The following is a 20445-nucleotide window of genomic DNA, read 5'->3' as shown; positions in this document are numbered from 1 at the left end:
GCGAGGTGCCGGGTCAACGAGCATGGCCCGCCCTGATAGGCCGGCATAAGCCCGGGCTTGGGTTTGACCGGTGCGCTGGGTATGCTGGCGCCAACTGTATGAGGAGCGAATTCGTGAAAGCGTGGATCTTGATGGTACTGGCGCTGATGCTGCCGATGGCGGCCCAGGCCGAGGAAGCCAAGGAAGGGGAGCCGAAGGTCTCCTACATTTCCCTTACCCCGCCTTTTGTCGGCAACTACGCCCTGGATGGCGGGCCGAAACTGCGCGTGTACAAGGCCGACGTGGCCCTGCGGGTCAACAGCGATGCCGCCGCCGCAGCGGTGCGTCATCACGAGCCGCTGATCCGCAATCAGCTGGTGGCCCTGTTCACCCAGCAGAACCTCGAGAGCATGAGCAATGTCGAGGCCAAGGAAAAACTGCGTCAGGAAGCCCTGAAGCAAGTCCAGCAGGTGCTCGAAAACGAAGAAGGCAAGCCGACCGTCGACGACTTGCTGTTCAACAACCTGATCGTTCAGTAATCAGGACGTCAGGCTGCGGCGAAAGCGCGCCAGGGCAATCGCGAAGAAGGCCAGGCCGATCGCGGCAAGTGCCGCAAGGTCCGGCCAGACCACGGGCAACCCGGCGTCGCGGAACAGGATGGCCGCACTGAGGCTGACGAAGTGGGTCGAGGGCGAGCCCTGCATCACCCACTGCAGCCATTGCGGCATGCTATCCAGCGGCGTGCTGCCACCCGAGAGCAACAGCATCGGGATGATCACCGGGATCGCCAGCAGGCCGAACTGCGGGGTCGAGCGCGCCAGCGTGGCGAGGAAGATCCCCAGTGCCGTGCTGGCGAACAGGTAGAGTGCGGTCACCGCCAAAAACAGCCCCAGTGATCCTGCCAGCGGCACCCCCAGCGCCCCTTTGACGATCACTTCCAGCGACACCCAGGTGCACAGCACCACCACCAGGGCGTTGCTGCCGATCTTCGCCAGCATGATTTCCAGGGCGGTCAGCGGCAGCACCAAGAGGTGATCGAGGGTGCCGTGTTCGCGCTCGCGCAGCAGTGCCGTGCCGGTCAGGACGATGGCCAGGATAGTGATGTTGTTGACGATCTGGATCACCGCCAGGAACCAGCCACCCTCAAGGTTGGGGTTGAACAGCGCCCGGGCGCTGAGCAGGGCTGGGCTGCCGGCAGTCGCCGAGCCCTGGTTGGCGTAGTCGAGCAGTTCGCGCTCGACGATCCTGCCGATGTAGCCGGCACCCATGAACGCCTGGCTCATGGCCGTGGCGTCGACGTTGACCTGCAGCTCTGGTGAGCGCCCGGCCAGCAGGTCGGTCTGGAAGTTCACCGGCACGTTGATCACGAAGGTGTACTGGCCGCTGTCCATGGCTTGGTCGAGCTGGTTGTAGGCCAGTGGCACGGCGCGCTGGAACTCCGGCGGTTGCAGGGCTTCGGTGAGCTTGCGCGATACCAGGCTATGGTCTTCGTCGATCACCGCGACGCTGGCGTTGTGCACGCCGATCACCGAACCCGCTGCCGGCATGTAGATCGCCACGCTGAAGGCGTACAGCAAAAACAGCAGCAATACGCTGTCATGGCGCAAGCTGGTCAGCTCCTTCAAACCCAGGCGCAGGGTGTGTGCCAGACGATGCATCAGACCTCCTGCTTCTTCAGCATGGCCAGGCTCAGGCCGGTGAAACCAATAAAGAACCCCAGCAGCGCCAGGCACTGAGGCCAGAGTTCGCGCAGGTCCAGGGCCTTGGTGAAGGTGCCGACGGCGATATCGAGAAAATACCCGGCCGGGAACAACTGGCCCATCAAGGCCGCAGCACCCTCGAGCGAAGAGCGCGGCACGATCAGCCCGGAGAACTGGATGGTCGGCAGGCTGGTGATGATCATGGTGCCGAGGATCGCGGCGATCTGGGTGCGGGTGAACGCCGAGATCAGCAGGCCCAGGCTGGTGGTCGCCAGCAGGTACAGCAAGCCGCCGCAGGCCAGGGCCAGGGCGCTGCCTTTGAATGGCACGCCGAACAGCCAGCGGTTCATCGCCACCAGCAGCGCCAGGTTGATCAGGCTCACCGCCAGGTATGGCGCCTGCTTGCCGAGCAGGAACTCCAGGCGCGTCAGCGGCGTGGCGTAGAAGTTGGTGATCGAGCCCAGTTCCTTCTCGCGCACGATACCCAGAGCGGTGAGCATCGCCGGAATGAAGGCAAGTATCAGCGCCATTACCCCGGGGCCGATGGCATTCACGCTGACCACATCCTGGTTGTAGCGAAAGCGGGTTTCCAGGCGCACCGGGCTTTGCCCTGGCTGAGCCTTGCTGCTCAGCGCCGCCAATTGCTCAAGGTTGGCCTGGTGCACGGCCTCGACATAGTTGCGGCTGGTTTCGGCGCGAAACGGCATGCCGCCATCCAGCCAGGCCGCCACCACTGGCTGGCGCCCGGCGTGCAGGTCGCGGCCGAAGCCTGGCGGAATCTCCAGGGCCAGTTTGATTTCCGAGCGCTGCAGGCGTTTGTGCAACTGCGCGGCATCGTCGATCGGCGTCTGCTCGGCGAAGTAGCGCGAGCCGCGAAAGGCCTCCAGATAGGCGCGGCTTTGCGGGCTCTGGTCCTGGTCATACACGGCGAAGGCGAGGTTCTCCACGTCCAGGGAAATGCCATAGCCGAAGATCACCATCATGAACAGGGCGCCGAGCAGGGCAAACGCCAGGCGCACTTTGTCTCGCAGCAGTTCCTTGCCCTCACGGGTGGCGACGGCGAACAGGCGCTTGAGGCTGAAACCTCGGCGCATGTGCAACGGCGTCGCCTGGGCTGGCGTGTCGAGCTGAGCGCTGGCAGTTGGCGCTTCGCCCGCGCCCTGCGCCTGTTCCAGGCAGGTGACGAAGGCGTCTTCCAGGGTCTGGCCGGCAAATTGCTGTTGCAGCGCCGCCGGGGTGTCGCAGGCCAGGACCTTGCCGGCATGCATCAGGGAGATCCGGTCGCAGCGCAGGGCTTCGTTCATGAAGTGGGTGGAGAGGAAAATCGTCACCCCCTGATCCCGCGACAGCTCGATCAGCAGGCGCCAGAAGTCGTCGCGGGCGGCTGGGTCGACGCCTGAGGTGGGTTCGTCGAGGATCAGCACTTCCGGGCGGTGCAACACCGCCACTGCCAATGACAGGCGCTGGCGCAGGCCCAGGGGCAGGGCGCCGGACTGCTGGTCGGCGATGGCGCCAAGATCGAAGCGCTCGATCAACTCGGCGATACGCGGACTGCTCTCGGCCTTGGGCAGGTCGAACAACCGTGCGTGCAGTTCCAGGTTCTGCCGCACGCTGAGTTCGCCATACAAGGAGAAACTCTGCGACATGAAGCCGACCCGCTTGCGCGTCGCCAGGTCCTTGGCGTTCACTGGGCGGCCGAGTAGCGTGGCGCTGCCTTCGCTGGCCGGCATCAGGCCGGTGAGCACCTTCATGGTGGTGGTCTTGCCGCAGCCGTTGGAGCCGAGAAAACCGAAGATTTCGCCTCGGCCGATGGCGAAGCTGACCTTGTTCACGGCGGTGAAATCACCGAAGCGCAGGGTCAGTTCGTGGGCTTCGATGGCGATCTCGGCATCGCCGTTATCATGGGGTGGTATCACCAAGGGTTGTTGGCTGCGCTGGCGGTTGCCCTGGAAGTGGGTGAAGGCGTCATCGAGCTTGTGACTGGCGGTGGCGGCGGCCAGCTCTTCGCTCAAGCCCGCAGCGATCAGTTGGCCGCGATCGAGCATCAGGCAGTGCTCGAACTGTTCGGCCTCTTCCATGTAGGCGGTCGCCACCAGCAAGGTCAGTTGCGGGCGCTCCTGGCGCACCTGTTCGACCAGCTCCCAGAAGCGTCGACGCGACAGCGGGTCGACGCCGGTAGTGGGTTCGTCGAGGATCAGCAAGTCCGGTTCGTGGATCAGCGCGCAACACAGCCCGAGCTTCTGCTTCATGCCGCCAGACAACTTGCCCGCCGGGCGTTCGGCAAAACGCAGCAGGTCGGTGGCCAGCAGCAGGTTGTGCATGCGCTGCTCGCACTCCCTGGCGCCAAGGCCGAACAGGGTGGCGAAGAAGCGGATGTTCTCGCTGATCGACAGCTCGGGGTACAAGTTATTGCCCAGCCCTTGAGGCATGAAGGCGATGCGCGGGTACAGGCTGTTACGGTGGCGGCGCTGGCGGATCGAGCCGCCGAGCACCTGCAGCTCGCCGCTCTGCAGCTTCTTGACCCCGGCGATCAGCCCGAGCAGGCTCGACTTGCCGGCGCCATCCGGGCCGATCAGGCCGCAACGGGTGCCCGCCGGCAGGCTGAAAGCGATGTCTTGCAGGGCACTCAGCCCAGCGTAGCGGTGGCTGATGCCCTCGGCCTGCAGCGCCAGCGCGCTCATTGCAGGTTGGCCGGCCAGTCCACTTTAGCGGTGCGCACATAGCCTGCGCCCGGCATGCCGGGTTTGGCCTGGGGCACAGCGCTCGGTTCGGTCAGGCGCAGCTTGACCCGGAACACCAGCTTCTGGCGCTCGTCACGGGTTTCCACCTGTTTGGGGGTGAACTGCGCCTTGGCTGCGACGAAGGCAATCTTCGCAGGCATTGCCTGGTCGGGCAGGGCGTCGAGCACGATGCGCGCCTGGTCGCCAACGGTCAGGCGGCCGGTGGTGGAGGCGGGCAGGTAGAGGTTCATGTACTGATCGCTGGGGTCGATCAGCATCAGTACACGACCGCCGGCGCCGAGCACTTCACCCGGTTCGGCCAGGCGTAGCTGGATCACGCCGTTGATCGGCGCGCGCAGGCTGCTGTCGTCGATCTCGCTGGTCAGTTGCGCGACCTGGGCTTCGGCGGCGCCGATGGCGGCCTTGATCGCGGCCAGTTGTGCACGGGCGGCGACGACTGCGGAGTTGCTGGTGTCGTAACGGGCCTGTTGCTGGTCGAGCAGTTGCTGGCTGGCGTATTTGCGCTGGAAGATTTCGCGCACGCGCTTGAGCTCCTGGCTGGCCAGCAGTTGCTCGCTCTGGCGCAGTTGCACGGTGGCCTGGGCGGCGGAGTAGTTTTCCCGGGCGCGCAGCACTTCGGCTTCGGCCTGGCTGCGTTGGGCTTCGAGGGTGCGGGTGTCGATGCGGGCAAGCAACTGGCCCTGTTCGACCGTGTCGCCTTCGTCGACCAGCACTTCGGCCAGGCGCCCGGGGATCTTGCTGGCGATTTGCACTTCGGTGGCTTCGAGCCGGCCATTGCCCATGCTCAAGCCTTCGGGCAGGCGGTCATGCAGGGATTTCCAGTAGCCCAGGCCGCCAGCGGCCAGGAGCAGGGCGATCAAGGCGCCGGCGAAGAGTTTGGGCGTGTGTTGGCTCATCGACATGGTTGGGCATCCTGCTGCATTAACGTCAAATTGTGACGTCGCACCGGTCCTGGTGCGTTGATGTTCGTCAAATGAGCGGCAATCCTACCCTCTTTAACGCAGTGCGAGTACCGCTGCCCATTGTTCGGCGGTTACCGGCATCACCGACAAGCGGCTGCCTTTCTGTACCAGCGGCAGTTCGGCCAGGGCGGTTTGTTGCTTGAGGTAACCCAGTTGCAGGACCTTGCCGAAGGTTTCGACGTGGGCGACGTCCACGGCGCTCCAGGGGTTTTTCTCGTCGTTGGCCTTGGCGTCGAAGTAATGGCTTTGCGGGTCAAGCGCGGTAGGGTCCGGGTAGGCCGCGGCGCTGATCCGGGCGATGCCGGCAATGCCCGGTTCCGGGCAGCTGGAATGGTAGAAAAAGAACTGGTCACCGACCGCCATGGTGCGCAAGAAGTTACGCGCCTGGTAATTGCGCACGCCATCCCAGCGGGCTTCGCCCAGCCGCGCGAGGTCCTTGATCGAGAGTTCGTCGGGCTCGGATTTCATCAGCCAGTAGGCCATGGGTGGTGCTCCAGACAATGTTTGAAATAACCTGTTTCAGGAAACCGACGGTCGGTTGGCGTCAACGTTTGCGTGTCGCCTCAGGTTGTCGGAGAATGCGCGCATTTTAAGCTTGACGCTGCTGCAACAACAAAATCGTTGCTGACAACGTGATCAGTTTGCCTGAGGGGGGCAATCGATGAATCGCAAACCGGATTTGCTCTGGATTCTGGTGTTTCTGTTCGGTTTGGGTGTTGTCACTACCGGCTATGCGCAAAGCCTTTGGGAACGCAAACTCGACGCCCCCTACGAAGTACCGGTCAATCCGCAACAGCGTTGATTGCTTTGCTGGCGCCCATCACGCGGGTGCCAGGTACCAGCCACGGTCCGAGACCGTCCCCTGCAGCGGCACATCCCAACTGGCTTGCGCCAGTCGCTCAACCTTCTGGCATTCATGCGCCAGGCCCAGCAGCAAGGGCTTCTTCCAGGCTTTGCGGCGAGCCTGATAGGCCAGGCTGCGGTCATAGAAGCCGCCGCCCATGCCCAGCCGGCCACCCACTTCGTCAAACCCCACCAGCGGCAGCAGGATCAGGTCCAGCGCCCAGATCGGCCGTTGCCGGGCCAGGCTGATGTGCGGCTCGGGGATGCGGAAACGGTTGGGCCGCAGCTTCTCGCCGGCGTCGATGCGCTGAAAGACCATCTTGGTTTTTGGCCAGGCGTGCAGCACCGGTAGATAGGTGTGCTTGCCGCGGCGCTGAGCTTCGCGCATCAACAGGCCTGGGTCGATCTCGCAATCGTTGGGCAGGTACAGGGCAAGATGTCTGGCCCGGCGAAACAGCGGGTGCTGCGCGAGCTGGCGGTACAGGCCACGGGCTGCCTGACGTTGCTCGGCCGGCGTCAAGGCGCGGCGGGCGTCACGTAGCAGGCGGCGAAGTTGGGGGCGGGTAAGCGGCGCGGTGTCGGTCATGGCACGGGCGGTCCCAGAGAGGGCTGCCACCTGTGGGTGACAGCTCGATTGCCCGCGCAGAAGGGCGGGCAAAGAATTCAGGCTCCCCGACGAACCGCTGTCGGTGTAGCCCTTGAACCCGAAAGTTCAAGGTGGAGATTGCAGGAGGCGTTAAGGCTTTCCGTCAAGCGGACATGCACACCGGCCCCACGTGCAACCCCCGTGGTTGTGCGTATCGGCTCAGGGACATGACCGACTGGCAAGCACTCCAGGGAGTGGCGCAAGTATACCGACACTCAACCCTTTTTTGAATCTTGATCGTCGGCCAATGCCTGATCGACCCGCTCGAGCAGGTCGCGCACCTGTTCACGGGTGGCGCCGCCCGCCGGCACATCCGGACGTTCCTGGTTGTGCAGCAGGTCGTGGGTGATGTTCAGCGCGGCCATCACGGCAATCCGGTCGGCGCCGATGACTTTGCCGCTGCTGCGGATCTCGCGCATCTTGCCGTCCAGGTAGCGCGCGGCGCTGACCAGGTTGCTGCGTTCTTCCGGCGGACAGATGATCGAATACTCTTTGTCGAGGATCTGAACGGTGACGCTATTGCTTGAGCTCATGAGTCTTGCTCCAGGGCCTTGAGTCGCAAAATCATCGATTCGACCTTACGCCGGGCGATTTCATTTTTTTCGATGAGGTGGGCGCGCTCTTCGCGCCAGGATTTTTCCTGAGCTAATAAGAGTGCGTTTTGCCGTTTTAGTTGCTCGACCCGCTCAATCAGCAGTTCGAATCGGCCCATCAGCGCTTGCAGATCGTTCTCTTGCATTGGTTGCCACTCGATTCGGTCGTGCGGGTGGTTGCCCGGTTTATGCCCTGGCCGGCTCGGAGTTGGCCGCGTCGATGGTCTTGGCGCGCCTGCCGGTGCTAGGATACAAGGTCTTCATTCTAGTCATTGCGCCGTCTGGCGCCTAGTTGCCCATGCCCAATACCAATTCGCCGTACACCGCTTTCGCCACCTTGCTCAGCAGCAACGGGCATCCTGTTTCCCCTGCCGAACTGCACGGGCTGTTGCTCGGGCGCAGTTGCGCCGGTGCCGGCTTCGATGCCGAGGCATGGTTGGCCGATGCTGCGCACCTGCTGGAAAACGATCCGGCAGACAACGTTCGTAACGCTTTGATCGGCCTGCAGGAGATGGTCAAGGGCGAACTCGCCGGTGACGATATCACTGTCGTGTTGCTGCTGCCCGGTGATGAAGCGCCATTGGCCGAGCGGGCTGCTGCTCTGGGCGAGTGGTGCAAGGGCTTCCTGTATGGCTTCGGCTTGAACTCGGCTGGCCTGACCCTGAGCGGTGAAGCCAAGGAAGTCCTGCAGGACCTGGATGCGATCTCCCAGGTTCAGGACGCCCTGGAAGAATCCGAAGACGGCGAAAACGACTATATGGAAGTCATGGAATACCTGCGCGTCGCCCCGCTGCTGCTTTACACAGAACAGGCAAAACAGCCGGTCGAGCCTGCGGCCAAACCTTCGCTGCACTGATCAACCAGGACTGCCACTGCCCATGAGCCACATCCCCAAGTCGGAATACGCCCGTCGACGCAAGGCGCTGATGGCGCAGATGGAACCCAACAGCATCGCCATCCTGCCCGCCGCCGCGGTTGCCATCCGCAACCGCGACGTCGAGCATGTGTACCGCCAGGAAAGCGACTTCCAGTACCTGAGCGGCTTCCCCGAGCCCGAGGCGGTGATCGCCCTGATCCCCGGGCGCGAGCACGGTGAATACGTGTTGTTCTGCCGCGAGCGCAATCCCGAGCGCGAGCTCTGGGATGGTCTGCGCGCCGGCCAGGAAGGGGCGATCCGCGACTTCGGCGCTGATGATGCCTTCCCTATCACCGATATCGACGACATCCTCCCCGGCCTGATCGAAGGCCGTGACCGGGTGTATTCGGCCATGGGCAGCAACCCCGAGTTCGACCGTCACCTGATGGAGTGGATCAACGTGATCCGTTCCAAGGCGCGCCTCGGCGCCCAGCCGCCGAACGAATTCGTTGCCCTGGATCATCTGCTACACGACATGCGCCTGTATAAATCGGCGGCGGAAGTGAAGGTGATGCGCGAGGCCGCGGCGATTTCCGCGCGTGCCCATGTCCGGGCGATGCAGGCTTGCCGCGCCGGTTTGCGCGAGTACAGCCTGGAAGCCGAGCTGGACTACGAGTTCCGCAAGGGCGGAGCGAAGATGCCCGCCTACGGCTCGATCGTCGCCGCCGGGCGCAACAGCTGCATTCTGCATTACCAGGAGAACGACGCGCCGCTCAAGGACGGTGACCTGGTGTTGATCGACGCCGGTTGCGAGATCGACTGCTACGCCAGTGACATCACCCGTACCTTCCCGGTCAGCGGGCGTTTTTCGCCGGAGCAGAAGGCGATCTACGAGCTGGTGTTGAAAGCCCAGGAAGCGGCCTTTGCGGTCATCGCCCCGGGCAAGCACTGGAACCACGCCCACGAAGCCACGGTACAAGTGATCACCGAAGGCCTGGTGGAGTTGGGCCTGCTCAAGGGGCAGGTGCAGGAACTGATTGAAAGCGAAGCCTACCGGGCCTTCTACATGCACCGTGCCGGGCACTGGCTGGGTATGGATGTGCACGATGTCGGCGAGTACAAGGTCGGCGGCCAGTGGCGGGTGCTCGAGCCGGGCATGGCCTTGACCGTGGAACCGGGCATCTATATCGGTGCCGATAACCAGAGTGTCGCGAAAAAATGGCGCGGCATCGGTGTGCGAATCGAGGATGACGTAGTGGTAACCAAGCAGGGCTGTGAAATCCTGACCTCAGGCGTACCCAAGACGGTCGCCGAAATCGAAGCCTTGATGGCTGCCGCGCGCAGTGCAGCGGCATGAGCCGGGTCAATCTGGCAATCATTGGCGGCGGCCTGGTCGGCGCCAGCCTGGCCCTGGCCCTGCAGGCCGGGGCCAAGGCGCGTGGCTGGAAGATCCTGCTGATCGAACCCTTTGCTCCCGGTGATAGTTTTCAGCCGAGCTATGACGCACGTTCTTCGGCGTTGTCCTTCGGTACCCGACAAATCTATGAACGTTTAGGGTTGTGGCAACCGATCAGCCGTCGCGCCGAGCCGATCCGCCAGATCCAGGTCTCCGACCGTGGCCGTTTTGGCGCAACGCGCCTGGATGCGTTGGAAGAAGGCGTGCCAGCGCTCGGCTATGTGGTCGAGAACGCCTGGCTCGGTCAGTGCCTGTGGCAGGGCCTGGACGCCGAAGTGGTGAGCTGGCGCTGCCCGGCGGAAGTCACCGCCATGCAGGCGCTGGAGGATGGCTATCGACTGGCGCTCAACGACGACACCACGCTCGAATGCGACCTCGCGGTACTGGCCGATGGTGGCCGTTCCGGCCTGCGCGAGCAACTGGGCATTCATGTCAGCCAGCGGCCGTACAACCAGAGCGCACTGATCGCCAACATCACCCCGAGCGAAGCCCATTGCGGCCAGGCCTTCGAGCGCTTCACCGACGAAGGGCCGATGGCCTTGCTGCCGCTGCCGGAAAACCGCTGCGCGCTGGTCTGGACCCGCGCCGGGATGGACGCCAAGCGCCTGGCCGAGCTGGACGAGCGTAGCTTTCTCAGCGAACTGCAGGACGTGTTTGGCTACCGCCTGGGCACCTTGCGCCAAGTCGGTGCCCGGCACCTCTATCCGTTGTCGCTGATCGAGGCCCAGGAGCAGGTGCGCCCGCACCTGGTGGTACTCGGTAACGCCGCTCACAGCCTGCACCCGATTGCCGGGCAGGGTTTCAACCTGTCACTGCGCGATGTGCAGTCGCTGGCCGAAGGCTTGCTGGCCAATCCCAGCTTGCCAGGTGACTTTGCCACCCTGCAGGCCTACCGCGAGCGCCAGCGCCTGGATCAGGACCTGACCGTGGGCTTCTCCGATCGCGTAACCCGCCTGTTCGGCAGTGCCCAACCGCTGGTGGCGACCGGCCGCAACCTGGGCCTGCTTGGCCTCGACTTGCTGCCCCCGGCCAAACGCTGGTTCGCCCGCCAGGCCATGGGCCTGGGCACCCGTCCGGACCCGCGGAACTGAACATGAGCGACCCGCGCAAACTGGCCCGGCGAGCGCGCAGGCTGCGCTGGCTGCTGAACCTCTACCCGCCGTACCTGGGCGCGGGCATCCGCGTGCTCAGCGTCAGCCCCGACCTGCGCCACATTCGCGTGCGCATGGGCCTGCGCTGGTTCAACCGCAACTACGTCGGCACCCAGTTCGGCGGCAGCCTGTATTCGATGGTCGACCCGTTCTACATGCTCATGCTGATGGAACTGCTCGGGCGTGAGTACATCGTCTGGGACAAGGCCGCCAGCATCGATTTCGTGTCCCCGGGCAAGGGCCCGGTGTTCGCCGAACTGCGCATCGACGATGCCCTGCTTGATGACATCCGCCAGCACACCGCCGGCGGCAAAAAGTACCTGCCACGACTTCAGGTCGATATCCGCGACGCTGCCGGTGAGCTGGTGGCGCGGGTCGACAAAACCCTTTACGTGCGGCTCAAGCCGCAAGCGAGACAGGCTTAAGGCATGGAAATGCGCGCAGATCTGTTGATTGTCGGTGCCGGTATGGTCGGCAGCGCTCTGGCCCTGGCGTTGCAGCACAGCGGCCTGGAAATCCTCTTGCTCGATGGCAGCCCGTTGTCGATCAAGCCCTTTGACCAGCAGTCGGCATTCGAGCCGCGGGTCAGCGCCTTGTCGGCGGCCAGCCAGCGCATCCTCGAGCGCCTGGGCGCCTGGCAGGGGATCGGCGAACGGCGCTTGAGCCCCTACTCGGACATGCGTGTGTGGGACGGCAGCGGCACTGGCCAGATCCATTTCTCGGCCGCCAGCGTGCATGCCGAGGTACTCGGTCATATTGTCGAGAACCGGGTGGTGCAGGATGGCCTGCTGGAGCGCCTGCACGACAGCGAAGTCGGCCTGCTGGCCAATGCCCGCCTGGAGCAGATGCGCCGCTCCGGCGACGACTGGCTGCTGACCCTGGCCGACGGTCGCACCTTGCGTGCGCCGTTGGTGATCGCCGCCGACGGTGCCAACTCGGCGGTGCGCCGCCTGACCGGCTGTGAGACGCGCGAGTGGGATTACCTGCACCACGCCATCGTCACCAGCGTGCGTTGCGCCCAGCCCCATCAAGCGACTGCCTGGCAGCGCTTTACCGACGAGGGGCCGCTGGCGTTCCTGCCATTGCTGCGCGATGGTCAACAGGATTGGTGCTCAATCGTCTGGTCGACCACGCCGGAGCAGGCCGAACACCTGATGGCCTTGAGCGACGAAGCGTTCTGCGCCGAGCTTGAGCGCGCCTTCGAAGGGCGCTTGGGCGGCGTGCTGCAGGCCGACCCACGGGTTTGTGTACCGCTGCGCCAGCGTCACGCCAAACGCTACGTGGCCGAAGGCCTGGCGTTGATCGGCGATGCTGCACACACCATTCACCCGTTGGCCGGGCAAGGCGTCAACCTTGGCTTTCTCGATGCCGCGGTACTGGCCGAGGAGCTGCAGCACGCCTACGAGCGGGGCGAGCGCCTGGCCGATGTTCGTGTGCTAAGCCGCTTCGAGCGTCGGCGCATGCCGCACAACCTGGCGCTGATGGCGGCGATGGAAGGGTTCGAGCGCCTGTTCCAGGCTGATCCGCTGCCGCTGCGCTGGCTACGCAACAGCGGCCTGAAATGGGTCGAGCAACTGCCTGAAGCCAAAGCCTTGTTCGTGCGCCAAGCCCTGGGCTTGAGCGGTGATCTGCCGGAACTGGCGCGGGCCTGAGGTTTCGCAACATCTGGTAACTCCTCCCTTGTGAGTTCAGTTGAGAAGGCAAATGGGATTAACTACCATTTGCGCCTCTCTTGAACTCCGAGGACCGCACCATGTTGCCACGCAAGCACGTACTGGCCGCTCTGGCTCTGACCCTGTTCGGCACAGCCGCCCAGGCGGCGGACGAGGTGGTGGTGTATTCCTCGCGCATCGACGAGTTGATCAAGCCGGTGTTCGACGCCTACACCAAAGAGACCGGGGTGAAGATCAAGTTCATCACCGACAAGGAAGCGCCGCTGATGCAGCGCATCAAGGCCGAGGGCAAGAACGCCACCGCCGACCTGCTGCTCACCGTCGATGCCGGCAACCTCTGGCAAGCCGAGCAGATGGGCATTCTGCAGCCGATCAAGTCAGACATCATCGACAAGAACATCCCGGCCCAATACCGCGCCTCGTCCCATGACTGGACCGGCCTGAGCCTGCGCGCGCGGACCATCGCCTACTCCACCGACCGGGTCAAGCCCGAAGAGCTGAGCACCTACGAGGCGTTGGCCGACAAGAACTGGGAAGGGCGCCTGTGCCTGCGCACGGCGAAGAAAGTCTATAACCAGTCGCTGACCGCCACCCTGATCGAAACCCACGGCGAGCAGAAGACCGAAGAGATCATCAAGGGCTGGGTCAACAACCTGTCCACTGATGTGTTCTCCGATGACACCGCCTTGCTGCAGGCAATCAACGCCGGCCAGTGCGACGTCGGTATCGTCAACACCTACTACTACGGCCGCCTGCACAAGGAAAACCCCAAGCTGGCAGTCAAGCTGTTCTGGCCTAACCAGGCCGACCGTGGCGTGCACGTTAACCTTTCGGGTATCGGCCTGACCAAATACGCGCCGCATCCTGATGCGGCGAAGAAGCTGGTCGAATGGATGACCGGTGAACACGCACAGAAGATCTTTGCCGGCGTGAACCAGGAGTTCCCGGCCAACCCGGCAGTGGCACCTTCCGAAGAAGTGGCCGCCTGGGGCACGTTCAAAGCTGACACCATCCCTGTGGAAGTGGCCGGCAAACGCCAGGCCGAAGCCATCCGCCTGATGGATCGGGCTGGCTGGAACTAAGCACAAGGCTATATCCTTTCGGGGCCCTATCGGGCCCCAATCGCTGGCAAGCCAGCTCCCACAGGGATAGCGGTGCTCTCTTTTCACTGTGGGAGCTGGCTTGCCAGCGATCGACCGCAACGCGGTCGCAATCATTCCCATAGAGATTTCACTTTTGGCCCACCCCGCCCAACGCCGTTGGTACCCACTGGTCTTCGCCATCGCCGCCCTGGTGCTGCTGCCGCTGAGCGTGCTGCTGTTGTCCTGGCAGGCGGTCGACATGCAGATCTGGTCGCATCTGCTCGACACCCAGATGAGCCGGCTGCTGGGTAACACCCTGACGTTGATCCTCGGTGTGGGCGTCGGCGTGTCGGTGCTGGGGGTGAGCCTGGCCTGGCTTACCAGCCTGTGCGAGTTCCCCGGGCGGCGCTGGCTCGACTGGGCCCTGATGCTGCCCTTCGCGATTCCGGCCTATGTGCTGGCGTTCGTGTTCGTTGGCCTGCTGGATTTCGCCGGTCCGGTGCAAACCCTGCTGCGCGAGTGGTTCGGGCCCATGCGCTTGCCACGGGTGCGCTCCACCGGCGGGGTGATCACCGTGCTGGTGCTGGTGTTTTACCCGTATGTCTATCTGCTGGCGCGTAACGCCTTCCTGGCTCAGGGCAAAGGCCTGATGGAAGCGGCAAGGGTGCTGGGGCTTTCACCCTTGCAGGCATTCTGGCGGGTCGCCATGCCCATGGCACGGCCGGCCATCGGCGCCGGGGTGGCGCTGGCGTTGATGGAGACCCTGGCGGATTTTGGCGCAGTGTCGGTGTTCAACTTCGACACCTTCACCACCGCCATCTACAAGACCTGGTACGGCTTCTTCAGCCTCTCCAGTGCTGGCCAGCTGGCCAGCCTGCTGTTGTTGGCGGTGATGCTGGTGCTGTACGGCGAGCGTCGTGCCCGTGGCGCCGTGCGCAGTAGCAACGAACGGCCGCGGGGCAAAGCGCTGTATCACTTGCATGGCATCAAGGCGCTGGCCGCCAGCAGTTGGTGCCTGCTGGTATTCGCCTGTGCCTTCGTGGTGCCGATGCTGCAGTTGTTGGTGTGGTTCTGGCAGCGCGGGCGTTTCGATCTCGACGAGCGCTATGCTGGCCTGATCCTGCATACCCTCTATCTGGGCGGCATGGCGGCGCTGATTACCGTCTGTGTTGCCCTGGTGCTGGCGTTTGCCCGGCGACAGGCGCCGACCTCGGGAATTCGTGCAGGCGTTGGCCTGGCCAACCTGGGCTATGCCTTGCCTGGCTCGGTGTTGGCGGTGTCGATCATGCTGGCTTTCAGTTACCTCGATAATCAGGTGGTGGTGCCGTTGTCCAGCTGGCTGGGTGGCGCGGGCAAGCCGCTGCTGCTCGGTAGCCTGTCGGCTTTGCTGCTGGCCTATCTGGTGCGTTTTATCGCTGTGGCCTACGGCCCACTGGAAAACAGTCTGGGGCGGATTCGTCCATCTTTGCCGGAAGCGTCCCGTAGTCTCGGCGTGAGTGGCCCAAGATTGTTTTTCAAGGTGTATCTGCCCTTGCTGGTACCCGGTGCATTGAGCGCGGCGCTGCTGGTGTTCGTCGACGTGCTCAAGGAAATGCCGGCCACTCTGCTGATGCGCCCGTTTGGCTGGGACACGCTGGCGGTACGGGTGTTCGAGATGACCAGTGAGGGCGAGTGGTCGCGGGCTTCGCTGCCGGCGCTGACCCTGGTGCTGGTCGGCCTGTTGCCGGTCATCGGCCTGATTCGACGCTCGGCGCAGCACCCGGGTCAAACGCGCTGAGGGTGTAAGCCTGCGAGCTTGCGGCTACAATGCGCGGCATTCGCTGCGGCCGGTCCTACAGACCGGGTAGCTGCAACGCTGCCAGCCGCCGTAGCCTCGCCACGCCCGGAAGGAGAAACCCATGGGACAGCGTACGCCTCTTTATGACCTGCACTTGGCCCTTGGCGCCAAGATGGTCGATTTTGGCGGTTGGGATATGCCCCTGCATTATGGTTCGCAAGTCGAGGAGCACCATCAGGTGCGCCAGGCCTGCGGCGTATTCGATGTATCCCATATGACCGTGATCGATGTTCGCGGTGCCCAGGCCGGCGTCTGGCTGCAGCATGTGTTGGCCAACGATGTCGATCGTCTGAATGCCACCGGCAAGGCCCTGTACAGCACCATGCTCAACGAGCAGGGCGGGGTTATCGATGACATGATCGTCTACCGCTGCGACGACGGTTACCGGCTGGTGGTCAACGCCTCGACCCGCGACAAGGACCTGGCCTGGCTGCAGGCACGGATGATCGGTTTCGAGGTCGAGCTGAGCGAGCGCCCGGAGCTGGCCATCCTGGCCATCCAGGGCCCGCAAGCACGGGAAAAGGTCGCTGAACTGGTGACCGCCGCTCGCGCCGCGCTGATCCGTGAACTCAAGCCCTTCGAAGGCCTGGCCGACGGTGACTGGTTCATCGCCCGCACCGGTTACACCGGTGAGGATGGCCTGGAAATCATCTTCCCGGCGCTACAGGCCCCGGCGTTCTTCAACGACCTGGTCGGCGCCGGCATCGCCCCGAGCGGTCTCGGCGCGCGCGACACCCTGCGCCTGGAAGCGGGGATGAACCTGTATGGCCAAGACATCGACGAAGCCCACACGCCGCTGACCTCGAACCTGGGCTGGAGCATCGCCTGGGAGCCGGCTGAGCGTGATTTCATTGGTCGCAAAGGTTTGCTGAAAGAAATCGAGCATGGCGTCGAGCAGAAACTGGTCGGCCTGGTGCTCGAAGAACGCGGGGTTTTACGCGCGCACCAGGTGGTCCGCGTCGCCGGGATTGGCGAAGGGGAGATCACCAGTGGTAGTTTCTCTCCTACGCTGAGCAAATCCATTGCCCTGGCGCGGGTGCCGATGGCGACCGCCGATCGTGCCGAGGTAGAAATTCGTGGCAAGTGGTACCCGGTGCGGGTGGTCAAGCCGACCTTCGTGCGCCATGGCAAGATCCTGATCTGAACCTATTCTGGCGGGCCAACCGCTGACCCAATCGAGGACAACAATGATGAGCAATATCCCCGCCGACCTGCGTTTTGCCGAAAGCCACGAGTGGGCCCGGCTGGAAGCCGATGGCACCGTGACTGTCGGGATCAGCGACCATGCCCAGGAAGCCCTGGGTGACGTGGTGTTCGTCGAGCTGGCGGAAATTGGCAAGGTCTTCGCTGCCGGCGATGCGGCGGGCGTGGTCGAGTCGGTCAAGGCCGCTTCGGACATCTACGCACCGGTCAGCGGTGAAGTGATCGCAGTCAACGAGGCGCTGGCCGACAGCCCCGAGTCGCTCAACTCCGCGCCCTATGACAGCTGGATCTTCAAGCTCAAGCCAAGCGACAAGGCCGAGCTGGACAAACTGCTCGACGCCGCCGGTTACAAAGCCGCCATCGGCGAATAGTTTCACGCAAGCGGCAATCTCTTCCTAGACTCAATATGCCTCCAGCGCCCGAGGCTTGGTCGAGGAAGAGAGAGCCGCTATGTCCCAGTCGCCGTCCCTGAGCCAACTGCAAGACCGCAATCCTTTCCTGCGTCGCCACCTGGGGCCCGATGCCTCGGAGCAGCAGGCCATGCTCGCCACCCTCGGGGTTGGCAGCCGCCGCGAGCTGATCGAACAGACCGTGCCGCCGGGCATCCGTCTGAACCGGCCGCTGGAGCTTCCTGATGCCCTCGATGAGCAGGCCGCCCTGGCCAGGCTCAAGGGGTATGCCGAGCAGAACCAGGTGTGGACCAGCCTGATCGGCATGGGCTACCACGGTACCGTCACCCCCACTGTCATTTTGCGTAACGTCCTGGAAAACCCGGGCTGGTACACCGCCTATACCCCGTATCAACCGGAAATTGCCCAGGGCCGCCTGGAAGCCTTGCTCAATTTCCAGCAGATGATCATCGACCTCACCGGCCTGGACCTGGCCAACGCCTCGTTACTCGACGAAGCCACCGCTGCGGCGGAAGCCATGGCCCTGGCCAAGCGCGTGGCCAAGTCGAGAAGCAATGTGTTCTTCGCTGATGAACACTGCCACCCGCAAACCCTCTCGGTGCTGCAGACCCGTGCCGAGGGCTTCGGTTTTGAGCTGGTCATCGACGCTGTGGATAACCTCGCCAAGTACCAGGTATTCGGGGCTCTGCTGCAGTACCCCGACACCCATGGCGAAGTGCGCGACCTGCGCCCGCTGGTGACGCAGTTGCATGCCCAGCAGGCGCTGGCTTGCGTAGCGGCCGACCTGCTCAGCCTGGTGATGCTGATGCCGCCGGGCGAGCAGGGCGCCGACGTGGTGCTCGGCTCGTCCCAGCGTTTTGGCGTGCCCATGGGCTTTGGTGGCCCGCATGCGGCGTATTTTGCCTGTCGGGACGAGTTCAAGCGGGCCATGCCCGGGCGCATCATTGGCGTGTCCAAGGATGCCCGCGGCAACACTGCGCTGCGCATGGCCTTGCAGACCCGTGAGCAACACATTCGCCGCGAGAAGGCCAACTCCAACATCTGTACCGCCCAGGTACTGCTGGCCAACATCGCCGCGTTCTATGCGGTGTACCACGGCCCGGAAGGCTTGCAACGCATTGCCCAGCGCGTGCATGCGCTGACCTTCGTCCTCGCTGCGGGCCTGGAGAGCAAGGGCATCAAGCGGCTCAACGAACACTTCTTCGACACCCTGACCCTGGACGTCGGCGGTAGCCAGACGGCAATCATCGAAAGCGCCGAGGCGGCGCAGATCAACCTGCGGATTCTCGGCCGTGGGCAACTGGGCGTGAGCCTCGACGAGACCTGCGATGAAAGCACAGTCATGCGCCTGTTCGATATCTTCCTCGGTGCCGACCATGGCCTGGATATCGCCGCACTGGATGCCCTGGCGCAGCCTGAAGGCATTCCGCCGGCGCTGGTGCGGCGCTCGGCCTTTCTCAGCCACCCGGTATTCAACCTGCACCACAGCGAAACCGAGATGCTGCGTTACCTCAAGCAGCTGGAGAACAAGGACCTGGCGCTGAACCAGTCGATGATCCCGCTGGGTTCGTGCACCATGAAACTTAATGCCAGCAGCGAGATGATTCCGATCACCTGGCCCGGTTTTGCCCTGCTGCACCCCTTTGCGCCGGCTGCACAGGTACAGGGTTACAAGGCGATGATCGACGAACTGGAAAGCTGGTTGTGTGCGATCACCGGCTTCGATGCCATCTGCATGCAGCCCAACTCTGGCGCCCAGGGCGAGTACGCCGGGCTGATGGCAATCGCCAAGTATCACCGCAGCCGTCACCAGCCCCAGCGCGATATCTGCCTGATCCCGGCCTCGGCCCACGGCACCAACCCGGCCTCCGCACAGATGGCTGGCATGCAGGTGGTGATCGTCGAGTGCGACCAGGCCGGCAACGTCGACCTGGCCGACCTCAAGGCCAAGGCGCAAGCAGCCGGCGAGAAGCTGTCGTGCCTGATGGCCACCTATCCATCGACACACGGCGTGTACGAAGAGGGCATCAGCGAGATCTGCGAAGTTATCCACAAGCACGGCGGCCAGGTGTACATGGACGGTGCCAACCTCAATGCCCAGGTCGGCTTGGCGCGGCCAGCGGATATTGGTGCCGACGTGTCGCACATGAACCTGCACAAGACGTTCTGTATTCCCCATGGCGGCGGTGGCCCGGGCATGGGCCCGATTGGTCTGCGGGCGCACCTGGCGCCTTTTGTGGCCAGCCATCCGGTGGTCCCGCTGCCCGGCCCGGACCCGCAAAACACGGCGGTCAGCGCTGCGCCCTGGGGCAGCGCGAGCATCTTGCCGATCAGCTGGATGTACATCGCCATGATGGGCCCGCAACTGGCCGATGCCAGTGAGGTGGCGATGCTGTCGGCCAACTACCTGGCCGAGCAGTTGGGCGGTGCCTTCCCGGTGCTTTATCGCGGCCGAAACGAGCGGGTGGCACATGAGTGCATTCTTGACCTGCGTCCGCTGAAAGCCCTGACCGGCATTTCCGAAGAGGATGTGGCCAAGCGTTTGATGGACTACGGCTTCCATGCACCGACCATGTCATTCCCGGTGCCGGGCACTTTGATGGTCGAACCGACCGAGAGCGAATCCAAGGCCGAACTGGATCGCTTTGTAGAGGCAATGCTGAGCATTCGTGCCGAGATCCGCGAAGTTCAGGAAGGTAACTGGCCGGCAGAAGATAATCCGCTCAAGCATGCGCCGCATACGCTTGAGGATGTGCTGGGCATGTGGGAGCGGCCCTACAGCATTGCCCAGGGCGTGGCGCCCAGTGCCCATGCGCGGATGCACAAGTACTGGCCGGCGGTGAACCGGGTCGACAACGTGTATGGCGACCGGAATCTGTTCTGTGCCTGTGTGCCGGTGGATGATTACCGCTGAGGCTTTGGTAGGAGGTGGGAGCGGATTCATCCGCTCCCACAGTTTACTCGCTGGCTACCGCGTTCTTGGCCAGGATCGCATTGGCCAGTTCCATGTCACTGACTTTCAGGCCCGGGTTGTCGGCGCGGACTTTCTGCATCGCCGCTTCCAGGTACGGGCCGCGAATCGCGCCTTCGCTGGCGACAAAGCTGCCGGCATCATCCTGGGCAGCCACGACCAGCTTGTGGTCCTTGGAGGTCAGGTAAGAGGACGCGGTGGTGGCGCCGGAAGAGATGACGTTGCGCCAGAAGGTATCGGCCATGGCAGATCCAACCGGCAGGGAGAGCAGGGCAAGGGTTGCGACTGCAAACTTGAAACGCATTAAGGTGACTCCAACTGAGGTGAACTGGGGCCTTTGAT

Annotated in this window: 20 protein-coding genes and 1 other RNA gene; 12 read left to right on the top strand and 9 right to left on the bottom strand. The window is 63.7% G+C overall.

All coding sequences use genetic code 11. The features are described 5' to 3' along the window. Positions 1 to 113 precede the first annotated feature (113 nt). The gene (locus KHO53_RS09540) at positions 114 to 518 is read left to right on the top strand and encodes a flagellar basal body-associated protein FliL (RefSeq protein WP_010221164.1); all 405 of its coding nucleotides are present in this window, start codon (positions 114 to 116) and stop codon (positions 516 to 518) included. Here the strand turns inward: KHO53_RS09540 and KHO53_RS09535 are convergent, their stop codons facing one another. From KHO53_RS09535 to KHO53_RS09520, 4 genes are all read right to left on the bottom strand, one after another. Further along, entirely contained in the window at positions 519 to 1637 is a 1119-nt protein-coding gene (locus KHO53_RS09535; RefSeq protein WP_010221165.1) for an ABC transporter permease, read from the bottom strand. Beyond that, positions 1637 to 4360, bottom strand: coding sequence for a ribosome-associated ATPase/putative transporter RbbA (rbbA, locus tag KHO53_RS09530; RefSeq protein ID WP_213570247.1), 2724 nt, complete (start codon positions 4358 to 4360; stop codon positions 1637 to 1639). The genes KHO53_RS09535 and rbbA overlap by 1 nt, the downstream gene beginning before the upstream one ends. After that, the gene (locus KHO53_RS09525; protein WP_036994894.1) at positions 4357 to 5322 is read right to left on the bottom strand and encodes an HlyD family secretion protein; all 966 of its coding nucleotides are present in this window, start codon (positions 5320 to 5322) and stop codon (positions 4357 to 4359) included. The genes rbbA and KHO53_RS09525 overlap by 4 nt, the downstream gene beginning before the upstream one ends. Before the next feature lie 93 nt (positions 5323 to 5415). Then, positions 5416 to 5865 (bottom strand): EVE domain-containing protein, encoded by a 450-nt coding sequence (locus KHO53_RS09520; RefSeq protein ID WP_010221168.1) that lies wholly within the window; start codon positions 5863 to 5865, stop codon positions 5416 to 5418. A 178-nt stretch (positions 5866 to 6043) separates the two neighbouring features. Here KHO53_RS09520 and KHO53_RS09515 point away from each other — a divergent pair, with 178 nt between their 5' ends. Beyond that, complete coding sequence (locus KHO53_RS09515) at positions 6044 to 6184, top strand: hypothetical protein (RefSeq protein WP_010221169.1); 141 nt, start codon at positions 6044 to 6046, stop codon at positions 6182 to 6184. A gap of 18 nt (positions 6185 to 6202) precedes the next feature. Here the strand turns inward: KHO53_RS09515 and KHO53_RS09510 are convergent, their stop codons facing one another. The 4 genes from KHO53_RS09510 to KHO53_RS09495 form a co-directional block, all read right to left on the bottom strand. Then, positions 6203 to 6811 carry a 5-formyltetrahydrofolate cyclo-ligase gene (locus KHO53_RS09510; RefSeq protein WP_213570246.1) on the bottom strand — a complete coding sequence of 203 codons (609 nt, stop codon included), beginning with the start codon at positions 6809 to 6811 and terminating at the stop codon, positions 6203 to 6205. A 79-nt stretch (positions 6812 to 6890) separates the two neighbouring features. Continuing rightward, positions 6891 to 7068: non-coding RNA, 6S RNA (ssrS, locus tag KHO53_RS09505), on the bottom strand. 18 nt (positions 7069 to 7086) lie between these two features. Continuing rightward, on the bottom strand, positions 7087 to 7404 hold the full coding sequence (locus KHO53_RS09500) for a cell division protein ZapA (RefSeq protein WP_010221171.1): 318 nt from the start codon (positions 7402 to 7404) through the stop codon (positions 7087 to 7089). After that, positions 7401 to 7610, bottom strand: a complete 210-nt coding sequence (locus KHO53_RS09495; RefSeq protein ID WP_010221172.1) for a TIGR02449 family protein — start codon at positions 7608 to 7610, stop codon at positions 7401 to 7403. Before KHO53_RS09495 ends, KHO53_RS09500 begins: the two co-directional genes overlap by 4 nt. Positions 7611 to 7762: 152 nt before the next feature. Here KHO53_RS09495 and KHO53_RS09490 point away from each other — a divergent pair, with 152 nt between their 5' ends. The 10 genes from KHO53_RS09490 to gcvP all read left to right on the top strand — a co-directional run bounded on the left by KHO53_RS09490 (position 7763) and on the right by gcvP (position 20046). After that, on the top strand, positions 7763 to 8320 hold the full coding sequence (locus tag KHO53_RS09490) for a YecA/YgfB family protein (protein WP_100781840.1): 558 nt from the start codon (positions 7763 to 7765) through the stop codon (positions 8318 to 8320). Positions 8321 to 8342: 22 nt separating this feature from the next. Then, positions 8343 to 9677 carry a Xaa-Pro aminopeptidase gene (pepP, locus tag KHO53_RS09485; protein WP_213570245.1) on the top strand — a complete coding sequence of 445 codons (1335 nt, stop codon included), beginning with the start codon at positions 8343 to 8345 and terminating at the stop codon, positions 9675 to 9677. Next, positions 9674 to 10867, top strand: a complete 1194-nt coding sequence (gene ubiH, locus KHO53_RS09480) for a 2-octaprenyl-6-methoxyphenyl hydroxylase (RefSeq protein ID WP_159389314.1) — start codon at positions 9674 to 9676, stop codon at positions 10865 to 10867. Before pepP ends, ubiH begins: the two co-directional genes overlap by 4 nt. Before the next feature lie 2 nt (positions 10868 to 10869). After that, positions 10870 to 11352 (top strand): DUF4442 domain-containing protein, encoded by a 483-nt coding sequence (locus KHO53_RS09475; protein ID WP_010221176.1) that lies wholly within the window; start codon positions 10870 to 10872, stop codon positions 11350 to 11352. Positions 11353 to 11361: 9 nt separating this feature from the next. Next, positions 11362 to 12579 carry a 2-octaprenyl-3-methyl-6-methoxy-1,4-benzoquinol hydroxylase gene (locus KHO53_RS09470; RefSeq protein ID WP_213570620.1) on the top strand — a complete coding sequence of 406 codons (1218 nt, stop codon included), beginning with the start codon at positions 11362 to 11364 and terminating at the stop codon, positions 12577 to 12579. A gap of 101 nt (positions 12580 to 12680) precedes the next feature. Beyond that, a complete protein-coding gene (locus KHO53_RS09465) occupies positions 12681 to 13682 on the top strand; it encodes an extracellular solute-binding protein (RefSeq protein WP_213570244.1) in 1002 nt (333 codons plus the stop codon). Between the two features lie 154 nt (positions 13683 to 13836). Then, positions 13837 to 15459: an ABC transporter permease gene (locus KHO53_RS09460; RefSeq protein WP_213570243.1), complete on the top strand. Its 1623-nt coding sequence runs from the start codon at positions 13837 to 13839 to the stop codon at positions 15457 to 15459. A gap of 121 nt (positions 15460 to 15580) precedes the next feature. After that, the gene (gene gcvT, locus KHO53_RS09455) at positions 15581 to 16663 is read left to right on the top strand and encodes a glycine cleavage system aminomethyltransferase GcvT (protein ID WP_010221180.1); all 1083 of its coding nucleotides are present in this window, start codon (positions 15581 to 15583) and stop codon (positions 16661 to 16663) included. A 46-nt stretch (positions 16664 to 16709) separates the two neighbouring features. Beyond that, complete coding sequence (gene gcvH / locus KHO53_RS09450; RefSeq protein ID WP_010221181.1) at positions 16710 to 17093, top strand: glycine cleavage system protein GcvH; 384 nt, start codon at positions 16710 to 16712, stop codon at positions 17091 to 17093. 79 nt (positions 17094 to 17172) lie between these two features. Continuing rightward, positions 17173 to 20046, top strand: a complete 2874-nt coding sequence (gene gcvP, locus KHO53_RS09445) for an aminomethyl-transferring glycine dehydrogenase (RefSeq protein WP_213570242.1) — start codon at positions 17173 to 17175, stop codon at positions 20044 to 20046. 43 nt (positions 20047 to 20089) lie between these two features. Here gcvP and KHO53_RS09440 read toward each other — a convergent pair whose 3' ends face one another. Continuing rightward, positions 20090 to 20407 carry a DUF2388 domain-containing protein gene (locus tag KHO53_RS09440; protein WP_036994901.1) on the bottom strand — a complete coding sequence of 106 codons (318 nt, stop codon included), beginning with the start codon at positions 20405 to 20407 and terminating at the stop codon, positions 20090 to 20092. Positions 20408 to 20445: the final 38 nt, after the last annotated feature.

It is taken from the genome of Pseudomonas sp. RC2C2 (assembly GCF_018390435.1).
GTDB lineage: Bacteria > Pseudomonadota > Gammaproteobacteria > Pseudomonadales > Pseudomonadaceae > Aquipseudomonas > Aquipseudomonas donghuensis.
Note: the sequence above shows the minus strand (reverse complement) of the source record. Positions and strands in the feature narration are given on the sequence as shown.